Source organism: Streptomyces sp. NPDC000075 (genome assembly GCF_040301925.1).
In the GTDB taxonomy this organism is placed as follows: domain Bacteria; phylum Actinomycetota; class Actinomycetes; order Streptomycetales; family Streptomycetaceae; genus Streptomyces; species Streptomyces polychromogenes.
On record NZ_JBEPFL010000001.1, the window covers coordinates 1 to 20,979 of the forward strand.

Genomic DNA, 20,979 nt, shown 5'->3' on the forward strand with positions numbered 1-20,979 from the left:
GTGGCGACTGCGTCGCCACGCCGCTCCGGGACCGCTGGATCAGCTGCCGGCCGACAGGTTCCCGGACAGGATCGGGATGTTGGAGGCGATGTGCGAGAGGGTCTCGTCACCCTTGGCCTGGGTGGAGTTCTCGGTGCACTGCTGGTTCTGCGGGTTGGAGGCGATCGGGATGTCCTGGACGCCGACGTTGATGAGGGCGAGCACGGACTGGACGTTGACCTTGGCCGGCAGGCCGACGCAGAGCTTGTTCAGCGAACCCTGGACGGCGCTGAGCTGCGGGCTCATCGCACCGGAGGTCTCCTGGTTGCCGTAGATCTGCTGCGCGCCGTTGCCGTTGACGGTGTTGACGCCGTTGTCGTTGCCGATCGCCATCGCCGGGGAGGCCGCGAGGGCGCCCGTGCCCAGGATGGAGGCGGTGACCGCGGCGGTGGCCATGAACTTCTTGAGCATTGGAGATCCTTCTGTCGCATGAGCTGTCCCCGGCGGGACGACTGGATCAACTGCGCCCGGCGCCAGGGGTTATCGCCCGTCACCCGACCGGCCCAACGATCCGCCCGCCGCGGCGGCTCAGGCGGGCGCGGCGGGAGCCTCGGCGCCGCCCCCGGCGCGGATCGCCCGCAGGGCCGCGGCGTGCAGCCCGGACGGGTCCCCGTGCGCGACCGGGCTGCCGGTCAGCGTGTACCACTCGTCCGCGTCGGTGTACTGCACCTCGAAGCGGACCTTCCCGTCGGGCCCGCCGGTGGTGCGCAGCGTCAGCTCGCCGGTGATCACCCCGACCTCGTCGGTCATGGCCCCGCCGGGGCCGGCCAGGACCTCGTCCTGCCACTGGTACCGCACGGGGCCGGTCATCCGGCGCAGGTGTCGATCATGGTGGTGAGCATGGCCCTCTCGGCGTCGGTGACGGTCAGCCCGTAATGGGATTTGACGGTGGTCCAGGCGCGCCCGTACTGGCACCAGCTCGACTTGTCCGGCGGCTGCCACAGATCGGGGCTCTGGTCGCCCTTGGACCGGTTGGAGGCGGCCGAGACCGCCAGCAGCTGCGGCCGCGTCAGGTCGTTGGCGAAAGCCTTGCGCTTGGCGGCGTCCCACGCGGCGGCGCCCGACCGCCAGGCCTCGGCGAGCGGGACCATGTGGTCGATGTCCAGCTTCGAGGCCTCGTTGACGACGGCGCCGTCGTACAGGCTCTTCCAGCTGCCCGACACGGCCCGGCACTCGGCGTCCCGGGTGACCCCCCGGCCGTCGCGCTGGAGGACCACCTCGCGGGTGTCGCACTTGTCGCCCTGCTCGGCCCAGTGCGTGAACTTGTCGCGGCTGTAGCCGGCCATCGTGCCGGGCTTGCCGGTCGTCAGCGCCGCCAGCTGCGTCCGCGCCACGGCCGCGCCGACCATGCCCGGCAGCACGTCCCCGGAGGCCGGCTTCGCGTCACCGGCCGGCGGCGCGGAGGAGGCGGGCGGCGCCGGCGGGGCGGTGCTCGCGGCCGGCCCGCGCGGGGTCTTCCCGTCCCCGGCGCCTCCCGGTCCGCCGCAGCCGCCGACCCCGAGCAGCAGCACGGCGGCCACCGCCCCGGCGCGCACGCCCGTCTGACGACCCATGACAACCCCACCCCGCCCCTGACGAGACTCCGACTCCGCACACCGACCCGGGAAGACTACCCATAACCGGACATCCAACCCCGCACCGCCCCTCCGGCCGTACGCGGCGTCATGCCCCGCGCCAGATCCTGCGGTACGCCTCCCGGTAGCCCTCCGGGTCCCAGGAGGCGGCCCCGCCGGAGTTCCGCGCCGTCACCACGTGGACCGGCGCGACGTAGCCGCTGGCGGGCCGCCCCGCGAAGGCGCGGTTGAACTCGTCGATGGCCTGCCAGCCCTGCTGGGACAGCGGCTCGGGGACGGTGGCCGCCTGGTACCCCCGGCTGTTGATCCGCTGGAAGGCGGACGGGTCCCCGTCGCCCGCGCCGATGTTGAAGGGCGGGCCCCCGCCGGGGCGCCCGGCGGCGCGCAGCGCCGGGGCCGCGTCGGCGAAGTACAGGTCGTTGACGGCGACCGAGTCGGTCCACCGGTCCCCGAAGCGGGACAGGAGCGAGGAGACCTGCTGGGGGGTGCGCTGGCCGGCGTCCGGGATGGGGATGTTCTCCGAGGCGAGCAGCGACACCCCCGCGCAGCCGGCCAGCCGCCGCCGGATCAGCTCCGCCTTGGTCCGGGCGAACGGGACGGAGTCGTCGGTGAAGACGACCACCCCCGCCGACCCGCCGGAGCGGGCGATCACCCAGTCCGCGCTGATCCCCGCGACCTCCTCCACGTTCGTGGTGATGTTGGTGAACAGGGCGGGGTCCGTGCTCGGGCCGGGCGAGCCCACCGCGTGCCAGCCGATCAGCGTGATGCCCGCGTCCCGCGCGGCCGCCGTCTGGCGCGCCGTCAGCCTCGGGTCGAAGCCGCCGATGACGATGCCCGAGGGCCCGAGGGCGACCGCCTGGCTGAGCGCCGCCTGGAGCCCGGCCGGGGTGCCCTCCCCGTCGATCACCCGGACCTGCCAGCCGATCGCCGCCGCGGCCTCGCGGAGCCCCCCGGCGACCCCGGCGACCCCCGGGTTGGTCATGGTCTGGGCGACGTACACCAGGGTCTTGCCGGGGACCGCCGCCGGGCCCGTGGTGGGGCCGCTCCAGCGGGCACCGGTCCGTTCGGCCCGGGCCACGGCCGCTTCGGCCCGCGCGAGCGCGGCCGGGCAGCGGGCCCCCGGGGTCGGGGCCGGGCCGGGCGCGGGGCCGCCCCCGCAGCCCGCGACGAGGGCGCAGACGGCCGCCCACAGGGCCGCTGCCACGGGGAGGCGCTTGCGGTGGGGTTCCACGGTGCTCCTGATCAGGGACGTGCGGGGGGCCGGGGGGAGGAGCCGGCCGCGACGGGAGGGGGCGGCGCGTCCGCCGGGGCCCGGGTGCGCAGCCGCCGCCGCGCCGCGTAGCCGGCCAGGCCGACGGCCAGCAGCAGCGTGCCGCCGTTGAACAGCGGGGTGGCCCAGAAGTCGGCGCCGAGCTGGCCGATCCCGGCGAGCCCGACGGCGAGCACGGTGACGGCCACCAGGGTGCCGGCGGCGTTGGCGCGGCCGGGCCGGACGGTGGTGGAGCCCAGCAGCGCGCCGACGAAGGCGGGCAGCAGGTAGTCCAGGCCGACGCTCGGGTTCCCCACCTCCTGCTGTGCGGCGAGCAGCACCCCGGCGAATCCCGTGACCAGGCCCGACGCGGCGAAGGCGGCCACCGAGTAGCGGCGGGTGGGGATGCCGAGGACGGCGGCGGCGCGGGGGCTGGAGCCGGTGACGTACAGGTACCGGCCGAAGGGCAGCCGTTCCAGCACCACCCACAGCACCGCGGCGGCGGCCAGCACGTAGAAGGCGGGCAGCGGCAGGCCGAGGAACCGGGCGTCGAAGAGCGCGGTGAAGGAGGACGGCAGCCCCTGCGGGCCGGGCACGATCCGGCCGCCTCCGGTGAGCCGTCCCGTGACGGCGTACATGATGCTGCCGGTGCCGAGGGTGGCGATCAGGGAGTCGATGCGGGCGAACTCGACGACGATCCCGTTCAGGACGCCGGCCAGGCCCCCGCCCGCGACCACGGCGAGGCAGGCCAGCGGCCAGGGCGTGCCCGCGTCCACGACGAGGTACATCACCAGGACGTGGGCCAGGCCCAGCCCGTAGCCGAGGGACAGGTCGAACCTGCCGGTGGCGATGGGGACCGTTGCGCCGAGCGCGAGCAGCGCGGGGATCGACTGGTTGGACAGGATCGAGGACACGTTGGCCCGGGTGGGGAAGGTGTCCGGCAGGGCGAGGGAGAACGCCAGGAAGAGCAGGACGGCCAGGGCCGCCAGCCCGTAGCCGCCGACGAGGTGCCCGCGCGGGGACCGGCGGGTCACGGGGCCCCCGTGTTCCCGGTGATCGCGGGCATGGCCGAGGCGGCGCGGGTCAGCTCGGCCGGGATCAGCCGGGGCCCCGACAGCTCGGCCGCCACCGCCCCGCGCACGAAGACCAGCGCGCGCCCGCACAGGCCGGCGACCTCCTCGAAGTCGGTGGAGACCAGCAGCACCGCCGTCCCCTCGGCGGCCGCCCCGTCGAGCATCCGGTGGACCGCCGCCTTGGCGCCGACGTCCACGCTCGCGGTCGGCTCCTCCAGCACCAGCAGCCGGGGCCGTCCGCGCAGCGCCCGGGCCAGGACCACCTTCTGCTGGTTGCCGCCCGACAGGGAGGCGAGCGGCACTTCGGGGTCCCGGGGGCGCACCGCGAACCGTTCCAGCAGGGCGGCCGCCGCGCGGCGCTCGCGCCGGGGCCCGAGGAGGCGCCACGCCGGCACCCCGGCCGCCCGCGGGTTGGCCAGGAGGTTCTCCCGGACCGTCAGCTCGGGGGCGCTGCCCTCCTCCTGACGGTCGGCGGCCACGAAGCCGACGCCCCGGCCCACGGCGCCGGCGGCGCCGCGCGGGCGGTAGGGCCGGCCGTCGAGCAGGACCCGCCCGCCGGTCAGCGGCAGCGCCCCGGCGAGGGCCCGTCCGAGGTGCGCGTGCCCGGCACCGGTCAGCCCGACCATGCCCACGATCTCCCCGGCGGCCACCTCCAGGGAGACGGGCCCGCAGCGCGCCGTCGTCACGGCCTCCAGGCGAAGGACGGGCGGTCGTCCGGGCGGCGGTCCGGCGGGGGACGGGCGGGCGCGTCCGGCAGGGGCGCCGCCCGTGATGTCCCGGACCAGGCGGCCGGGGTCGTACCCGGCGAGGGGGCCCCGGGAGGCCGGGCGGCCGTCGCGCAGGACGGTGAAGGAGTCGGCGACCCGGTACACCTCGTCGAGCCGGTGGCTGACGTAGAGGACGCCCCGGCCCCGGTCGCGCAGGGCGTGCAGGACGTCGAAGAGCCGGGCGCAGTCGGCGGCGGGGAGCGTGGCGGTCGGCTCGTCGAGGACGAGGAGCCGGGTGCCGCGCGCGAGGGCCCGGGCGAGCGCCGTCAGGGACCGCTCGGCGGGGGCCAGGTCCGCGACGCGGGTGTCCGGGTCCAGGTGTCCGGCGACGGCCGCCAGGGCGTCGGCGCACCGCTCGCGGGTCCGCCGCCAGGAGATCAGGCCGTGGCGGCGCGGGTAGCCGGTGCCCAGGGCGATGTTCTCGGCGACGGTCATCCAGTCGACCAGGCCCGGGTCCTGGTGGATGAAGGACATCGCGGCGCGGGCGGCCTCGGAGCCGAGCGGGTGGCCGGCCACGGTCACCTCGCCCGCGTCGGCGCGGTGGACCCCGGCGAGGACCTTGATGAGCGTGGACTTGCCGGCACCGTTGGGGCCCAGCAGGGCGAGGACTTCGCCCGCGTACAGGTCGAGGCTCACCCCGTCGAGGGCGACGGTGCCGCCGAACCGCTTGGACAGGCCCCGGATCCGCAGGAGCGGCTCCGCGCCGGGGCGCGGTGGGGCGGCGTACTCGTCATGGGCGTCATGCACGGACGTCTCCGGGGCCGGCCTCGGATCCCCCGCACAGGAGGGCGGGACACGGGGATGTTACTGTCCGGACCCCGCCATATCGGGCTATGACGGGACGTTATGCCGCGTCCAGGGCGCATTCGGCCCAGATGACCTTGCCCCGGGGGGTGTAGCGGGTGCCCCAGGACTGGGACAGCTGTGCGACGAGGAACAGGCCGCGGCCGCCCTCGTCCGTGCTGGCCGCCCGCCGCAGGTGCGGCGCGGTGCTGCCGCCGTCGGAGACCTCGCAGATCAGCGTGCGGTCGCGGATGAGGCGGACCTGGATGGGCTCGCCCCCGTAGCGGATCGCGTTGGTGACCAGCTCGCTGAGCAGCAGTTCTGCGGCGAACGCGAGCCCCTCCAGCCCCCAGTCGGCCAGCCGCCGGGTGGCGGCGGCCCGCACGTCGCAGACCTTCGAGGGGTCGGCCGGCAGGTCCCACGCGGCGATCCGGTCGGCGGGCAGGGTGCGGGCGCGGGCGACCAGGAGGGCGATGTCGTCCTCGGGGTGCTCGGGGGCCATGGCCTCCATGACGGCCCGGCAGGTGTCCTCGGGGCCGCGCTCCGGACGGGCCAGGACGGTCCGGAGCCGGTCGAGGGAGACGTCGATGTCGCGGTGGCGGTCCTCGACGAGCCCGTCCGTGTAGAGGACCAGCGTGCTGTCCTCGGGCAGCTCGATCTCGGCCGTCTCGAAGGGCAGCCCGCCCAGGCCCAGCGGGGGCCCGGCGGGCAGGTCGGGGAAGGTCACGCGGCCGTCGGGGTGGACCAGGGCGGGCGGCAGATGGCCGGCCCGGGCCATGGTGCACAGCCGGGTGGTGGGGTCGTAGACCGCGTACAGGCAGGTGGCGCCGGCGATGCCGGTGCTGCCCGGGTCCTCGTCGCCGCCCTCCTCACGGTCGAGGCGGACCAGCAGGTTGTCGAGGTGGGTCAGGAGCTCGTCGGGGGCGAGTTCCAGCTCGGCGAAGTTGCGCGCGGCGGTCCGCAGCCGCCCCATCGTGGCGGCGGCGTGCAGACCGTGGCCGACGACGTCGCCGACGAGGAGGGCGACCCGGGTCCCGGAGAGGGGGATGACGTCGAACCAGTCGCCGCCGACCCCGGACTCGGCGGGCAGGTAACGGTGGGCGACCTCGACGGCGGCCTGCTCGGGCAGGCCGCGCGGCAGCAGGCTGCGCTGGAGGGCCAGGGCGAGGTTGTGCTCGCGGGTGTAGCGGCGGGCGTTGTCGATGCACAGGGCGGCGCGGGCGGCGAGTTCCCGGGCCAGCCGGATGTCGTCCTCCCCGAAGGGAGCGGGGTCCTCGGAGCGGTAGAAGCTGGCGATGCCCAGCAGGACCCCGCGCGCGAGCAGCGGGACGACGACGAGGGAGTGCAGGCCGTGCTCCAGGAGCCGGCGGGCCCGTTCGGGGTTCTGGGCGATGAAGCCCGCCGCCTCGCCGAGTTCGGGCTCCAGGACGGCCCGCCCGCCCGTGAGGCAGCGCATCTGGGGGGTGCCGGCCAGCAGTTCCACGCGCTGTCCGGCGGGGTAGAAGGGGCAGTCGTCGCGGATGCCGTGGACCACCGTGCGGTGCAGCTCGGCTCCGGGGTCGGCGGACTCCTCCCCGCGCAGCACCGCCTCCGGCAGATCGACGGTGACGTAGTCGGCCAGGCGCGGGACCGCCGCCTCGGCGAGCTCCCGGGCGGTGCGCTCCACGTCCAGGGTGGTGCCGATGAGGGTGCTGGCCTCGGCCAGCAGCTCCAGGCGCCGCCGGGCCTCCACGGCGTACTTGCCCACCTCGGGCTCGCCGACCAGGACCAGGCCGCGGACCGTGCCCGTGGGCCGGTTCGCCGAGGGGGACAGGGGGCCGGCGGGCGGGCCGTCGCCGCCGACGACGGCCTCGACGACCATGCCCGCGACCCCGGTGCCGGTGGTGACGTGGCGGCTGAGCAGGGTGGCTCCGCCGCCGTGGGGGAGGGTGACGCCGAAGGCGCCCCGCCGGGACGAGGAGAGCAGCTCCGTCGCCCGCTTCTTCAGGACGGCCCGGTCGAGCGGGTCCAGGCCGGCTCCGGCCGGCCCGGGGAGTCCGTTCGGGCCGGTGTGGCCGTCCCCGGCGGCCGTCGCGGCGCGGCGTTCGGCCTCGAGGTAGCTGTGCAGCAGTCCGCGCTCGCGCTCCGAGCGCTGCGCCATCAGCCGGCGTTCGATCGTCCCGACCGCGCGGCCGAGCAGGGCGGCCAGGTCCGGGTGTTCGAGGGCGTAGGGGTAGCCGAAGCAGAGCACGCCGACGATCTGCCCGCTGAGCTGGTCGCGGATGGGGGCGGCGCAGCAGGCGTTCGACTGGGCGCGTTCGGCGAAGTGCTCGGCGCGGTAGACCTGCACGGGGCGCCGTTCGGCCAGTGCGAGGCCGATGCCGTTGGTCCCGCCGTACCGCTCGGCGAAGACGAAGCCGGGCACGGTCTGGATGGGGGGCAGGCTCCGGGCCAGGGAGGGCTCGCCGAAGCGGCGTCGCAGCACCATGCCGTCCGCGTCGGCGACGGCGATGTTCATCCGGCTGCCGGAGAAGCGCTCGCGCAGCTCGTCGAGGACCGGTCCGGCGGCCCGCAGGAGCCGGCTGTCCGGGTCGAAGTCCTCCCGGAAGGGCAGCTCGGACCGGTCGGGGGAGAGCCCCAGGAGCCGGCAGCGCAGCCAGGAGTCCATGATGGGGCCGCGCACCCCGGTCTCCACGGGCTCGCCCCCCAGGAACCGCTCACGGGAGCGTGCGGGGCCGGTCTGGTCTCCCGTGACCCCCATCTGCATCACTTCCCCGTGCCGGGTGAAAGTTGAATCGGCGTCGTTTTGAGTATATTCCGGGTGTTTTCCCGCTTCACAGGACGGCGACGGGACTGACCGGCGACCCCGTCCCGCCGGGGACGTTCAGAGGGGCCACGACGAGCAGGAACGCGTGCCGTCCGGCGTCCGCGCACGCCGAGGACAGCCCCTCCAGGTCCAGGTTGTCCAGCAGGGGCACCCCCATCGCGGTGACGGCGAGGGTGTGGACGGGGGAGTGCAGGCCCTCGACCGGCGAGGGCCGCAGGTCCCCGTCCCCGTCCGAGCCGATCAGGGCGACCCCCCGCTCGGCCAGCAGGGGCACCGCGTCGACGTGGAAGCCCGCGCTCGCCGCGTCCGGGTCCCAGGGCCCCAGCTCCCGGCGGCGCCGGAAGCGGCCCGTGCGCAGGAGCACCGCGCACCCCTCGTCGATCCGGACGCCGAGGGCCCGCTCCGCGTTCAGCACGTCATCGGCCCGGACCGGGTGCCCGGGCTCCAGCCAGCCGGTCCCGAGGACGGCCGGGAGGTCCAGGAGCACGCCCCTGGTGACGAGCGGGCCCAGGGCGGCCACCGAGCCGAAACGGGCGCCCCCGGAGCCGAAGGAGCCGTGGGCGGGCCGGCCCCCGTAGAGCTTCCCCCGGTAGGCGATGTGGCAGAGCGCGTCGAGGTGGCTGACGGCCTTGCCGTGGTAGTCGGCGCCCAGGAAGTCCTTGTGGGCGGAGGGCTCCGGGGGCTCCACGTCGCCGAGGTCGGTCATGTGGTGCAGGGCCGGCCGGGGGTTGTCGGGGCCGGGCCGGGTGTCCCACGGCCGGCCGAGGGGTACGGCCGTACCGTCGCGGACCAGGGCCGCCGCCCGCCGCACGTGCTCCGGGGTGACCCGGTTCCAGGCGCCCCGGTCGGCCGGGTCCCACCGGCCCCAGGTGCGGACGGCGGCGAAGAGGGCGTCGAACTCCCGGCGCGAGACCCGGGGGGCCGGGGGAACCGGGCCGAAGGGGGCGGGCTCGGTGCTCATGCGGTGCTCATCGTCGGGCGCTCATCACGGGGTGCTCCTCGGGGCGTGCTCCGGGGTCGCGGCGGGTGGGCCGGCGGGCCCTCCCCGCATCCCTACCCGCTCGGGCGGGCCGCCGCGCGGTGGCCGGGCCGGCTTTTAACCCGCCGCCCTCGGCGCCGTCAAGTCCCGACTTTCCGGAACGTGACCCTGCCGCGCCCGCTGGGGCTTACTTGAGGCACGGAAAGGAAACGAGGAAACAGGAAAGAGAGGGAAATCCTCCCCGGAGGAATTCCCGATCGAATCCCCTCGCCGCACCGTCCCGGAATTCCCCGGGGAACCTCAATTCACGGCATGTACAGTCAGGAGAAAGTCATGAACCGCAAGTTTGACACCACCGCCACCGCCCGCCCGCAGCGCCGGACCCTGCGCCTCGCGACCCTGGCGGCCGCGGCGGCCATCGTCACCGGAGGCGTCGTCCTCCCGGCCGGGGCGGCCATGGCGGCCCCCACCCCGGCCCACGTGGTCACCGCCCTCCCCAACGGAGGCGGCAAGGGCGGAGACGGCGGTGCCGGCGGTAGCGGCGGCCTGATCGGCGGCGGCGGTGGCTCCGGTGGCTCCGGCGGCGGCAGCGTCCTCGGTACCGGCGGTGAGGGCGGCAAGGGCGGCGCCGGTGGCGACGGCTTCCTCGCCGGCGGTGGCGGCGGCGGTGGCGGTGGCGGCGGCGACGGCCTGATCGGCGGCAAGGGCGGCGGCGGCGGCAAGGGCGGCTCCGGCCTCTTCGGCGGCAGCGGCGGCGGCGGTGGCGCCGGCGGCGACGGCCGGCTCAAGGGCGGCGACGGCGGCACCGGTGGCGGCGGCGGGTTCGGCGTCTTCCAGGGCGGCAATGGCGGCAAGGGCGGCAAGGGCGGCCTCGGCGGACTCATCGGCGGCCTCGGCGGCGGCGGTGGTGCCGGCGGCGGCAGCATCTTCTGACCGGCACCCGGCGTGACGGGGTGGAGGCCCTCGGGCCTCCACCCCACCCCCGGCCCCACCCGACCGCCCCCCCACTCCTCTGGCAAGAACGTTCTCTGAACGGAGCAACCCCCATGTTCACGATCCCCTTCCAGCGTCCGCTCATCCTGGCCGCGGCCTCCCTGGCCCTCGTCACCGGTACCGCCTGCGCCGCGCAGGCAGCGGTGTCCCACACCCCCGTCAGCGCCCCGGTCACGGCCCTCCAGTCCTCGAACTGCGGCATCGGAGGCATCGGCGGCGCGGGTGGCGAAGGCGGCAAGGGCGGCGAGGGCGGCAAGGGCGGTCAGCCCGGTCAGCCGGGCGAGCCCGGCAAGCCCGGCGGGACGGCCTGCCTCGGCTTCGGTGACCTGCCGGACAAGCCCAAGTCGGAGCTGACGGTGGTGGACAAGGTGCGCATCGTGCTCACGGTGATGGCCGCCGACGACTCCAAGGACATGAAGAACAAGATCGCCGACAAGTACAAGATCACCACCGAGCAGATCGACACCTGGAAGAAGCAGTACCTCGACGGAGACTGGTTCGCCCTGATGAGCGGCTCCGCCGCCTGATCCGGCGAGGCGGGCGAGCCGAAACGGAAAGGCTCCCGGGCGCCCCGGCCCGAAACGGCCGGGGCGCCCTTCGCATCCGAATGGAAAATGACTTCTCAGCCGTAGCGGAAACAATTCCCCAGCAAGGAAGAAATGCCATGCGTGTACGTTCCTGGAAGCTTCGTCTCGGTCTCGTCGTCTCCACCACCCTCCTCGGCGCCGGCGCCCTCGCGCCGATCGCCTCCGCGGCCCCGGCCGCCCCGGCCGTCCAGCCGGCCCAGGTCCTCACCGGACACCACGGCTCCGGCTCCGGCGGCGGCTCCGGCAACCCGCTCGGAAAGATCTTCGGCGGCTCCGGCTCCGGCAACGGCGGGGTCAAGATAGGCAACGGCAGCGTCCGCGTCGGCGACAACGTCTGCGCCGGCCGCTGCAACGGAACCGTCAACGGCACGAACGGCGGCAACGGCGGCGTCTGCGCCGGCCTCTGCAACGGCAGCGCCAACGGAGGCGGCGGCACCGACGGCACGAACGGCGGGAACGGCACCAACGGCGGCAAGGGCGGGGTCTGCGCCGGAGTCTGCAGGGGCAGCGCCAACGGGGGCGACGGCGGCAACGGCGGCAACGCCCTGGCCGGGGGCGACGGCGGTGACGGCGGCCGCGGCGGCGACGGCGGAATCTGCGTCGGCGTCGGCTGTGAGAGCAGCGGGCTCGGTGGCCGCGGCGGCGACGGCGGTGACGGCTGACCCCGCCACCCCCGCGCACCTCGCGACGTCCTCCGGAGCCCCGCCCCGGAGGACGTTCCGCGCGGACCGGCCGCCCCTCGCCGGCGAGGGGCGGCCGTATGGACCACTGGATACACTTTCGATGAGCCAATAGCGGCCCGCCGCGCCCCAGCGCGTCCGCGGCGGCCGGGTGAGGGCGGCGCCTGATGGGCACGGCATCCAATCTGCACCTGTACGCGGGCCGGGCCTCCGGGCTCATCGGCCGGCAGATCGCGGGCTACCTGGTCGAGCGCATCATCGGCCGCGGCGGCATGGCCGTCGTCTACCAGGCCCGGGACCTGCGCCTGGACCGCACGGTCGCGCTCAAGCTGATCGCTCCCGAACGCGCCCGCGACGAGACCTTCCGGCGCCGCTTCACCCACGAGTCACGGGTGGCCGCGTCCATCGACCACCCCCACATCGTGCCCGTCTTCGAAGCCGGGGAGACCGACGGGGTCCTCTACATCGCCATGCGCTACGTCGCCGGCCAGGACCTGCGGGTGCTGCTCGACCGGGAGGGCCCGCTGCCCGTCACCGCCGCCCTGCGCATCGCCGGCCAGGTGGCCTCCGCCCTCGACGCCGCCCACCGCCACGACCTCGTCCACCGGGACGTCAAGCCCGGCAACGTCCTGGTCGCCGCGGGCACCGACAGCGACCACCCCGAGCACATCTACCTCACGGACTTCGGCCTCACCAAGAAGGCCCTGTCGCCCACCGGGTTCACCACCGCCGGGGAGTTCGTCGGCACGGTCGACTACATGGCCCCCGAGCAGATCTCCGGCCGCCCGGTGGACGGCCGCTGCGACCTCTACAGCCTGGCCTGCGTGGTCTACGAGTCCCTCGCCGGCGGGCCGCCCTTCGGGCGCGACGCCGACCCGGCCGCACTGCTGTGGTCGCACCAGTACGAGCAGCCGCCGGCCCTGAGCGAGAAGCGGCCGGACATCGGGCCCGCCGCCGACGAGGTGCTGGCCAAGGGCCTCGCGAAGGTCCCCGAGGACCGGTACGACACCTGTCTGGAGTTCATCGCCGCCCTGCGCGCCGCCACCGGGACGGCGGTCCGGCGCGTGGATCCGCGGCCTGCGGGCGACCACCCGCCCACCGAGGTCTCGGTGATCCCCGAACCCCCACAGGAGCCCCCGGCATGGGCCGTTCCCGTCTTCCGCGCACAGCGGTACGGCCCGCACGGCGCGGTGCCGTACGGGCCGTAGGGCCGGGGGAGCGGGGGGAGCCGGGGGCGTCCCGTCAGAGCCCCATCGAGATGGCCAGGCGGGTCAGCTCCGCCGTGGTGTTGACGCCGAACTTGGCGCGGATGCGGCGCAGGTAGGCGTCGACCGTGTGCTTCGAGAGACCCATGTTGCGGGCGGCCTGGAGGTAGGTGCACCCGGCGGCGATGTGGCGCAGCGCCTCCTGCTCACGCGGGGCCAGAGAGGTGGAGGTCGAGGGGGCTTCGACGTGCTCCATGACGAGGGTGAGGCTCATGGGATTTCCTCCGCCGTGTCGGCTCGGTCATCGCTGCTGCTCACACCCTTGGAAGCAGAGGGACATATATCGGAATGTCGCTGTATGTCCCTGATAAAGAGCTTGCGGGCGGCACTTCATGGAGTTGTCCGTCGACTGTCACAGGCGCGTCACAGGGGACCGGGAGGGGCAACCCGGCGCCCCGCGACCCCGTCCTCAGAACCCCACGAGGGACTGCTCGGCCCAGATCGTCTTGCCCGTGGGGGCGTGCCGGGTGCCCCACCGCTGGGCCAGCTGGGCCACCAGCAACAGGCCCCGCCCGCCCTCGTCGAAGGTCCGCGCGCGCCGCATGTGCGGTGCGGTACTGCTCGCGTCGGAGACCTCGCAGATCAGGGTGTCGTTCTCGTGGATCAGCCGCAGCTGGATGGGCGGCTCGCCGTAGCGGATGGCGTTGGTGACCAGCTCGCTCACCACCAGCTCGGCGACGAACGAGGCCTCGTCCAGATCCCAGCTCGCCAGCTGGTCGGTGGTGTACCGGCGGGCGTCGGCCACGACCGAGGGATCGGACGGCAGGTCCCAGACCACCACCTTGTCGGCGTGCAGGACCCGGGTCCGGGCGACCAGCAGCGCCACGTCGTCCTCGGGACGGTGGGTGAGCAGGGCCGTCAGCACCCGGTCGCAGACCGTGTCCAGGGTCGAGGCGGGCCGGGTGAGGGCCACGAACAGCGAGTCCAGGGCCTCGTCCAGGTCGTGCTCCCGGGCCTGGAGCAGACCGTCCGTGTACAGGGCCAGCAGACTGCCCTCGGGCAGCTCCACCTCGACCGTCTCGAACGGCAGGCCCCCCAGCCCCAGCGGCGGCCCGGCCGGTACGTCGAGCAGGTACACCGACCCCTCCGGGGACACCACGGCCGGCGGCGGGTGCCCGGCCCGGGCCACCGTGCACCGTCGGGTGACCGGGTCGTAGACCACGTACAGGCAGGTCGTCCCGATCCCCCCGGCGGACTCCTCGGGCGCGTCCGGATCGGCCTCGTCCGCGGACAGGTGGATGATCAGGTCGTCGAGGTGGGTGAGCAGCTCGTCGGGCGGCAGGTCCACGTCCGCCAGGGTGCGCACCGCGGTGCGCAGCCGGCCCATCGTCGCCGACGCGCGGATGCCGTGGCCCACCACGTCGCCCACGACCAGCGCCACCCGCGCCCCCGACAGCGGGATCACGTCGAACCAGTCGCCGCCCACCCCGGCCTCGCCGCCGGCCGGCAGGTAGCGGGAGGCGATCTCCAGGGCCCCCTGCTGGGGCAGCGTGTGCGGGAGCAGGCTGCGCTGGAGCGTCATGGTCGTCGTGTGCTCCCGGTGCTCCCGGCCGGGCCCGTGCGCACCGCCGGAGCCAGGGCCGCCCCCGGCCGCGTCCGGGGCTCCGGCCGCTCCGGCCGCTCCGGCCGTGAACTCCTCGGCCAGCCGCAGGTGCTCCGGGTGCGGGAGGCCCTCGGCCCCGCCACGGTCGTGCGCGGCCAGGCACACGGCCCGCACCCGGCCGTCCCGGTCGCGCAACGCGGCCAGCGAGGTCTCCCACCCCTGCTCGGGGCCCTCGCCCATGCGGGGGACGAAAGCGGTCAGCCGCTGCGGCTCGCCGGTCTCCAGGACCAGGCGCATCCTGCGCTCCGTCTCCTCGCTCACGGGATCCGGGGCGATCTCCGGCAGCCGCAGCCCCCGCATCTGCTCCTCCGTGAGGGACAGCGTCCGCTGCATGCCGGTGTTCGCCCGCAGCAGCCGCAGGTCCGCGTCGAAGACCGCCAGGTGGCAGGGGGACTGGGCGAACGCCCACTCGTTCAGCGGCGCGTCCCAGGGCTCCTCCGCCGCGCCCGCCACGGCGGACACCACGCTCCACTTGACGGTTCCGCCCGTGGACGTCCACCGGTGCGCCAGCAGCGGCACCTCGACGCGCCGGCCGTCCCGGTGCCGCAGTGCCACCGTGCCGCTCCACCGGTCGCTCCCCGGCTCGACCCCGGGCCCGGCCCCGCCGTCGGCGAGCAGCAGGGCGGCCTGACGCCCCACGACCTCGGCGGGCGCGTAGCCGAGGAGCCGGGTGGCGCCCTCGCCCCACTGGGTCACGACGCCGTCGTCGCCGATCGTGGCCGTGGCGGTGTAGGCCGCCCCGCCCGGGGCGCTCGCCTCGTGCGGCCGCTCACCGGGAAAGGTGGGAAGTTGCGCCATCGCCGCTCATCTCGCCCTCGCTCGTCCTGCCAGGGTGCTCCACTGACAAGGATGATCCGGCGCGGCGGGGAGCACCAACGCAGTGCCTTCCTCCGCGTCACGGGTGGGCGAGGACGAGGGCCACGACCGCGTCCCCGGCCCGCCAGGCCATCGCCCGGCGCGGCCCCCCGAGCGCCGGCGGCCGCAGCCCCAGGAGCGGGATCCGGCGCGGGGCCGTGCCGAACACCCCGTCGCGGTCGGCCTTGACCGCCGCCTCCTTCAGCGCCCAGGCCCCGGCCAGGGCCTCGGCGCCGTCCGCGGCGATCAGCGAGAGCTCCCCGGGGGAGAAGGCGTGCTCCGCGACCCGGCGTACGGCGGCGGCCGACGCCGTCTCGCACAGGTCCACGCCCACCGGCCCGGGCGCGAGGGCGGCCGCCGCGTGACCGGGGGTGTGGCTGATCGAGACGTGCAGGGAGGGCAGCGGGCGCCCCCCGACGACCAGGTGCGGGCTGCCGTCCTCCCGGGGGAGCACCTCCACCTCCCCGGCCGGCGCCCCGACCAGCTCGCCCGCCAGCCGTTTGGCGAGCAGCCGCCCGGCCATCCACTCGGAGCGCCGCCAGGCCGGCAGCGCGCGCGCCACCCGCTGTTCGGCGGAGGAGAGGCACAGCGGCAGATGGGTGAGGTCGGGGCGGCGGGCCACGATGAGCCCGGCGCCGCCCCAGTGGTGGACGCGGCCCGGGGCGATCTGCCGGAAGACGGTGTCCATGGCGAGCCCCCGGTCAGGCGGCGGCCGGAGCCGCGTCGGCGGGGCCGTCGGGGGAGCCCTCGCCGGGCGAGTCCAGCCGGCCCAGTTCGGCCGCGAGCGTGGTCACCGTCCGGCGGATCTGTTCGGGCGTGTGGTCGCGGGTGACGAAGAACCGCAGCCGGGCCAGCTCCTCCGGCACGGCCGGATGGAGGATGGGGCTGACGCTCACGCCCTGCCGGAACAGGGCGTCCGCCAGACGCAGGGTCCGTACCGAGTCCCCGACGACGCACGGGACGACGGGCGTGCCGTGGGCGGCCCCGATGTCCATGCCGGCCCCGCGCGCGAGGCCCGCGAAGAGGGAGGCGTTCGCCCCGAGGCGGCTCACCCGCTGCGGCTCCTCCCGCAGCAGCCGCAGCGCCGCCAGCGCGGCCGCCGTGTCGGCCGGGGTCATACCGGCGCTGTAGACGAATCCGGGGGCGGTGTAGCGCAGGTACTCCACGACCCGCCGGGACCCGGCGACGTATCCGCCGCAGCTGGCCAGCGCCTTGGACAGGGTGCCCGCCCAGAGGTCCACGGCCTCCCGGTCGACGCCGTGGTGTTCGCCGATGCCGCCGCCCGTCGCGCCGATCGTGCCGATGCTGTGGGCCTCGTCGACCATCAGCAGGGCGCCGTGGCGCCGCTTGACCTCGATGAGGGCGGGCAGGTCGGCGATGTCCCCGTCCATGCTGTACACGCCCTCGACGACCACGAGGACCCGCCGGTACTGGTGGCGGACCTGCCGCAGGAGGGTGTCCAGGGCGGCCGCGTCGTCGTGCGGGAAGGGCCGGCGGGTGGCGCCGGAGAGCCGGCAGCCCTGGAGGATGCTGTCGTGGGCGAGGGCGTCGTGGACCACCAGGTCGCCGGGGCCGACGAGGTGCCCGATGACGGTGACGTTGGTGGCGTGGCCGTTGGCCAGGGTGAGGGCGGACTCGCAGCCGAGCAGGTCGGCGAGTTCGGACTCCAGCTCCAGGTGGAGCGGGCGGCTGCCGGACAGCAGGCGGCTGGCGGACGCCGAGGTGCCGTAGCGCTCCACGGCCTCCCGGGCCGCGCCGGTGACCCGGGGGTCGGTGGCCAGGCCGAGGTAGTTGTAGCCGGAGAAGGAGAGCAGCCTGCGGCCGTCGACGACGGTGGTGTCGGTCATGCCGCCCTCGTGGACGAGGAAGTAGGGGTTGGCCAGCCCGGCGCGGGCCAGCAGGCCGAGCCGCTCGCCGTGGCCGGTGACCTCGGGGAAGCACTCGATCCGGGTGTGCTCCTCGGGCAGCGGGTTCCCTCCGGGGGTCGGGGCGGGGGCGGGCTCCGGGTCCGGCCGTGCCGGGGCCGCCGGGGCGGCCTGCCGCACGGGTACAGCTTCCGGGACGGCCTCGGGGGGCGAGGCCGGGGCGGGAGTCGGGGCCGGGGCTGGGGCGGCCTGCCGCACGGGTACGGCTTCCGGTACGGCCTCGGGGGCCGGGGCCGGGGCCGGGGCCGGGGCCGGGGCTGGGGCCGGAGCCGGGGCGGGGGCGGAGACGGGAGCCGGGGTGGTGGCCGTGATCTGCGCGGCCAGGCCGGCGACGGTCGGCCGGTCGGCGGTCTTCTCGTCGAAGCTCCACTGCGGCCACTGCCGGGCGAGGGCGGTGAACAGGTCGGTCAGCATCAGCGAGTCGAAGCCGAGGTCGTCGACGAGCAGCTGGTCCCCGCGCAGATGCGTCACGGGGAAGGCGCTGATCCGGGCCACGTGCGCGAACACGGCCCCGGTCACCTCGTCGGCACCGTCGCCCGAACCTTCCCCGCCCCCCTGGGCGGGGGCCGGGCGGTCGGGGACGGACTCCGCCCGGGCCGCGGGTACGGGCGCGACCGGTGCGGACTCCCGGACCGTCCGCGCGGATCCCTCGTCGGCCGGCTCCGGAGGCCGGAACACCGGGTCCGGGGCAGCAGGGACCGGGGGTGCCGGGGACGGGGTTCGGGGGGTCTGGGCGGGTACGGGGGCCGGTCGGGCGGTCCCGGGCGGTGCGGGGAGCGCGCCCGTGAGGTGGGTCAGGAGGGCGACCTGGTGCCGGATCATCCGGAGGAGCTCGTACGGGGTGTCGTCCGCCACGGGCTCCACCACGGGCTCCGCGGTGGGGGACGGGGGCGCGGCGGGCCGCTTGCCGGGGACCCAGTAGGACCGGCCGTCCAGCTCCGCCGGGGGCAGGTCCAGCAGGCGGCGGTCCCCGGCGGCCACCAGGCCCCTCGGGTCGACCGGGGTGCCCAGGACCGCGAGCCGGGCCAGGGTGCGGACGAAGCCGCGCGCGTCGTCCCGCGCCGCCTCGTCGGCGGCGAGGAGGTACACGTCGTCGTGCTGGTAGAGGGCGCGGCGGACCGGGGTCAGCAGCGAGCCGCCACCGTTCACCTGGAGGAAGACCCGGGCGCCCCCGTCGTACGCGGCGCGGACGGCGTCGCCGAAGCGGACCGGCGCGGACGCGTGCCGGGCCCACAGCTCCCGCAGCGCCGCGGGGTCCGTGCAGGGCTCGCCGCTCACCGACGAGACGAACGGCAGCGCGGGGGCGCCGATCCGCCGGCCGGCCAGGGCCGCGCGCACGGCCTCCTCGGCCGGGTCCATCAGCGGGGAGTGGAAGGCCCCCGCCACCTCCAGCGCCGCCGTGACCACCCCGGCCCCGGCGCAGGCCAGCCGCAGCGCGGCGAGTCCCTCGGCGGTACCGCTGACCACGATCTGCCGCTGCTCGTTGAAGCAGGCGAGCCACACCCCCTCGATGCCCGAGGCCAGCCGCCGGCAGGTCTCCTCGTCCGTCTGCACGGCGAGCATCCCGCCCGGCGGGCCGCTCTCGACGGCGTGCCGCAGCGCCGCGCCCCGGCCGGCCAGGAACCGTACGGCCTCCTCGCCGGTCAGCGCCCCGGCGGCGGACGCCGCGGCGAACTCCCCGACGCTGTGGCCGAGGGCGAGGTCAGGGGTGACGCCGCAGTCGGCGAGCAGCCGGGTGACGGCGATCTGGACGGTGCCGAGCACCGGCTGGCACACCTCCGTGGCCGCCAGCCGCCCGGGCCCGCCGCTCCCGGCGGCCCTCCCGTACAGCAGGTCCGCCACGTCCGTCCCGGCCACGGCGCCCAGGGCGTCCACGGCCGCGCGGAACCCGGCGTACCCCTCGTAGAGCCCCCGCATCATGCCCGGCCGCTGGCTGCCCTGGCCGGGACAGAGGAGGGCGATCCGGCGCTGCGCGGCCGGGAGCGGGGCCTCGGCGGCGAAGGCGTCGTCGCCGAGGTCGCCCAGGGCGCCGTCCTCCAGCTGCCGCCGGGCCCGCCGCAGCCGCCGCAGGAACTCCTCGGTGTCGGCGGCCACGATCGCCAGCCGGCTCCTCAGCGGCTCCCGGCCGCCCAGCGTGTGGGCCAGCGCCCCGAGCGGCGGCCGGTCCGCCGGGCCGAGGGACTCGACCGCGTCGAGCACGTCGTCGAGGTGCCGCACCAGCAGCCGCGGGCTCCCGGCCGAGAGGAGGACGAGCTGGGGCGCCGCGCCCCCGGTGGCGGAGGCCGCCACCGGCCGGCGGACGGGCGCCGGCGCCGACGGCGGCTCCTCCAGCACCACGTGGACGTTGGTGCCGCCGAAACCGAACGAGCTGACGGCGGCCCGGCGCGGGGCGTTCGCGTCCGCCCACGGCCGGGCGGTCTCGGTGAAGCGCAGGCCTGCCGCGGCGATGCCCAGCTCCGGGTGGGGGGCGGTGCGCGGCTGCGGGACGATCGTGCGGTGGTGGACCACCAGGGCCGTCTTGATCAGCCCGGCGATGCCCGCCGCGGCCAGCGAGTGGCCGATCAGGGCCTTGCCCCCGCCGAGGTAGCACAGGCCGGGGTCCTCGTCCGGCCATTCGGTGCGCAGCCGGCGCAGGGCCTCGATCTCGGCCCGGTCTCCGGCGGCGGTGCCGGTGCCGTGGGCCTCCAGGAAGCCCACCGAGGACGGGGGCACCCCCGCGTCCTTGTAGGCCCGGCGCATCGCGCGCAGCTGGCCCTCGGGGGTGGGGACCAGCGGCCCGGGCGAGGCGCCGTCGTTGGCGGAGCCGATGCCCTTGATCACGGCGTAGACGCGGTCCCCGGCGGCGAGCGCGTCGGCGAGGGGCCGGATGACGACCGTGCCGGCGCCCTCGCCGAGGACGAACCCGTCGGCCTCCTCGTCGAACGGGCGGCACACCCCGGCGGCGGACAGCGCGCGCAGCCGGGAGAAGCCGACCAGGCTGTCGGGCGTGAGGTTGAGGTAGACCCCGCCGACGACGGCGATCCGGCAGGTGCCCCGGTGCAGCTGGGCCATTGCCTGGTCGAGGGCGACCAGCGAGCCCGAGCAGGCGGCGTCCACCGCGAAGCTGGGGCCGCCCAGGTCGAACTGCCGGCTCACCGTGCCCGGCGCCATGTTGAGCAGGCTCCCGGGGAGGGTGAACGACTGCACGGTGCCGAACCGCCGGACCCGCTCGCGGTCGGCCTTGTGGTCGGCCCCGCCGTCGCGGGGGCCGTCCGCCGCCCGCTCCTCCCGTACCAGGGAGAGGGCGCGCAGGGGGGCCGCCATCAGGTCCTTGTAGTCGGAGACCGAGATGCCGAAGAAGACCCCGGTGTTCTCCCGGTCGAAGCCGCCGCGCCCCATCCCGGCGTCCTCGAGGGCCTCGCGGGTGACGTCGAGCATCAGCCGGTGCTGCGGGTCCATGGCTCTGGCGCGGGCGGGGGGCACCCCGTAGTGCAGGGCGTCGAAGCGGTCCACCCCGTCGAGGAAGGCGACCTGGTCGGTGTACGCGGCATGGGTGGCCGAGTGGTCGCCGGGCGCGTGGAAGGTCCCGTGGTCCCAGCGGTCCGCCGGAACGGAGGAGAACTGGCGTTCTCCGCTCAGCAGGAGCTTCCAGTAGGCGCGGGTGTCCCGGGCGCCCGGGAAACGGCAGCCGAGTCCGGTGATGGCGATGTCGGTCATGACGCTCTTCCTTCGGTCTTCCGTGTCGTGGTGACGGGGTGGGGGGTGAGGGCGGGTGAGGATTGAGGGGTGACGGGTGGACGGGCTGACGGGGGGTCCGCGGGT

Annotated in this window: 16 protein-coding genes; 4 read left to right on the forward strand and 12 right to left on the reverse strand. The window is 75.9% G+C overall.

Features of this window, described 5'->3' with window-relative positions:
• Positions 1-39: 39 nt before the first annotated feature.
• The 8 genes from ABT403_RS00005 to ABT403_RS00040 all read right to left on the reverse strand — a co-directional run bounded on the left by ABT403_RS00005 (position 40) and on the right by ABT403_RS00040 (position 9,252).
• The gene (locus ABT403_RS00005) at positions 40-450 is read right to left on the reverse strand and encodes a rodlin (RefSeq protein ID WP_344168089.1); all 411 of its coding nucleotides are present in this window, start codon (positions 448-450) and stop codon (positions 40-42) included.
• A 117-nt stretch (positions 451-567) separates the two neighbouring features.
• Complete coding sequence (locus ABT403_RS00010) at positions 568-849, reverse strand: hypothetical protein (RefSeq protein WP_344168086.1); 282 nt, start codon at positions 847-849, stop codon at positions 568-570.
• Positions 846-1,592 (reverse strand): HNH endonuclease family protein, encoded by a 747-nt coding sequence (locus tag ABT403_RS00015; protein ID WP_344168083.1) that lies wholly within the window; start codon positions 1,590-1,592, stop codon positions 846-848. The genes ABT403_RS00010 and ABT403_RS00015 overlap by 4 nt, the downstream gene beginning before the upstream one ends.
• 109 nt (positions 1,593-1,701) lie before the next feature.
• Positions 1,702-2,844: a substrate-binding domain-containing protein gene (locus ABT403_RS00020; protein WP_425580324.1), complete on the reverse strand. Its 1,143-nt coding sequence runs from the start codon at positions 2,842-2,844 to the stop codon at positions 1,702-1,704.
• An 11-nt stretch (positions 2,845-2,855) separates the two neighbouring features.
• Complete coding sequence (locus ABT403_RS00025; protein WP_344168079.1) at positions 2,856-3,896, reverse strand: ABC transporter permease; 1,041 nt, start codon at positions 3,894-3,896, stop codon at positions 2,856-2,858.
• Positions 3,893-5,449 carry a sugar ABC transporter ATP-binding protein gene (locus tag ABT403_RS00030; RefSeq protein ID WP_344168076.1) on the reverse strand — a complete coding sequence of 519 codons (1,557 nt, stop codon included), beginning with the start codon at positions 5,447-5,449 and terminating at the stop codon, positions 3,893-3,895. The genes ABT403_RS00025 and ABT403_RS00030 overlap by 4 nt, the downstream gene beginning before the upstream one ends.
• A 97-nt stretch (positions 5,450-5,546) precedes the next feature.
• Positions 5,547-8,225 carry a SpoIIE family protein phosphatase gene (locus ABT403_RS00035; protein ID WP_344168073.1) on the reverse strand — a complete coding sequence of 893 codons (2,679 nt, stop codon included), beginning with the start codon at positions 8,223-8,225 and terminating at the stop codon, positions 5,547-5,549.
• Between the two features lie 73 nt (positions 8,226-8,298).
• A complete protein-coding gene (locus ABT403_RS00040) occupies positions 8,299-9,252 on the reverse strand; it encodes a cyclase family protein (protein ID WP_344168070.1) in 954 nt (317 codons plus the stop codon).
• A gap of 351 nt (positions 9,253-9,603) precedes the next feature.
• Between ABT403_RS00040 and ABT403_RS00045 the strand changes: the two genes are divergently transcribed.
• The 4 genes from ABT403_RS00045 (at position 9,604) to ABT403_RS00060 (ending at position 12,738) form a co-directional block, all read left to right on the forward strand.
• Positions 9,604-10,203: a hypothetical protein gene (locus ABT403_RS00045; RefSeq protein WP_344168067.1), complete on the forward strand. Its 600-nt coding sequence runs from the start codon at positions 9,604-9,606 to the stop codon at positions 10,201-10,203.
• Positions 10,204-10,316: 113 nt separating this feature from the next.
• Positions 10,317-10,790, forward strand: a complete 474-nt coding sequence (locus ABT403_RS00050; RefSeq protein ID WP_344168064.1) for a hypothetical protein — start codon at positions 10,317-10,319, stop codon at positions 10,788-10,790.
• A gap of 137 nt (positions 10,791-10,927) precedes the next feature.
• Entirely contained in the window at positions 10,928-11,512 is a 585-nt protein-coding gene (locus ABT403_RS00055; RefSeq protein WP_344168061.1) for a hypothetical protein, read from the forward strand.
• 185 nt (positions 11,513-11,697) lie between these two features.
• A complete protein-coding gene (locus ABT403_RS00060) occupies positions 11,698-12,738 on the forward strand; it encodes a serine/threonine-protein kinase (protein WP_344168058.1) in 1,041 nt (346 codons plus the stop codon).
• Between the two features lie 34 nt (positions 12,739-12,772).
• Here the strand turns inward: ABT403_RS00060 and ABT403_RS00065 are convergent, their stop codons facing one another.
• The 4 genes from ABT403_RS00065 to ABT403_RS00080 form a co-directional block, all read right to left on the reverse strand.
• Positions 12,773-13,009, reverse strand: a complete 237-nt coding sequence (locus tag ABT403_RS00065; RefSeq protein ID WP_344168055.1) for a response regulator transcription factor — start codon at positions 13,007-13,009, stop codon at positions 12,773-12,775.
• Positions 13,010-13,204: 195 nt separating this feature from the next.
• Positions 13,205-15,196 carry an ATP-binding SpoIIE family protein phosphatase gene (locus tag ABT403_RS00070; protein WP_344168052.1) on the reverse strand — a complete coding sequence of 664 codons (1,992 nt, stop codon included), beginning with the start codon at positions 15,194-15,196 and terminating at the stop codon, positions 13,205-13,207.
• Positions 15,197-15,293: 97 nt separating this feature from the next.
• Positions 15,294-15,941: a 4'-phosphopantetheinyl transferase family protein gene (locus ABT403_RS00075; RefSeq protein ID WP_344168049.1), complete on the reverse strand. Its 648-nt coding sequence runs from the start codon at positions 15,939-15,941 to the stop codon at positions 15,294-15,296.
• 13 nt (positions 15,942-15,954) lie between these two features.
• Positions 15,955-20,874: an aminotransferase class I/II-fold pyridoxal phosphate-dependent enzyme gene (locus ABT403_RS00080; protein WP_344168046.1), complete on the reverse strand. Its 4,920-nt coding sequence runs from the start codon at positions 20,872-20,874 to the stop codon at positions 15,955-15,957.
• Positions 20,875-20,979 lie beyond the last annotated feature (105 nt).

Coding starts and splice junctions, on each gene's coding strand:
- ABT403_RS00005 (WP_344168089.1), bottom strand. CDS start 450: ATGCTCAAGAAGTTCATGGCCACCGCCGCGGTCACCGCCTCCATCCTG.
- ABT403_RS00010 (WP_344168086.1), bottom strand. CDS start 849: ATGACCGGCCCCGTGCGGTACCAGTGGCAGGACGAGGTCCTGGCCGGC.
- ABT403_RS00015 (WP_344168083.1), bottom strand. CDS start 1,592: ATGGGTCGTCAGACGGGCGTGCGCGCCGGGGCGGTGGCCGCCGTGCTG.
- ABT403_RS00035 (WP_344168073.1), bottom strand. CDS start 8,225: ATGGGGGTCACGGGAGACCAGACCGGCCCCGCACGCTCCCGTGAGCGG.
- ABT403_RS00040 (WP_344168070.1), bottom strand. CDS start 9,252: ATGAGCACCGAGCCCGCCCCCTTCGGCCCGGTTCCCCCGGCCCCCCGG.
- ABT403_RS00045 (WP_344168067.1), top strand. CDS start 9,604: ATGAACCGCAAGTTTGACACCACCGCCACCGCCCGCCCGCAGCGCCGG.
- ABT403_RS00050 (WP_344168064.1), top strand. CDS start 10,317: ATGTTCACGATCCCCTTCCAGCGTCCGCTCATCCTGGCCGCGGCCTCC.
- ABT403_RS00055 (WP_344168061.1), top strand. CDS start 10,928: ATGCGTGTACGTTCCTGGAAGCTTCGTCTCGGTCTCGTCGTCTCCACC.
- ABT403_RS00060 (WP_344168058.1), top strand. CDS start 11,698: ATGGGCACGGCATCCAATCTGCACCTGTACGCGGGCCGGGCCTCCGGG.
- ABT403_RS00065 (WP_344168055.1), bottom strand. CDS start 13,009: ATGAGCCTCACCCTCGTCATGGAGCACGTCGAAGCCCCCTCGACCTCC.
- ABT403_RS00070 (WP_344168052.1), bottom strand. CDS start 15,196: ATGGCGCAACTTCCCACCTTTCCCGGTGAGCGGCCGCACGAGGCGAGC.
- ABT403_RS00075 (WP_344168049.1), bottom strand. CDS start 15,941: ATGGACACCGTCTTCCGGCAGATCGCCCCGGGCCGCGTCCACCACTGG.
- ABT403_RS00080 (WP_344168046.1), bottom strand. CDS start 20,874: ATGACCGACATCGCCATCACCGGACTCGGCTGCCGTTTCCCGGGCGCC.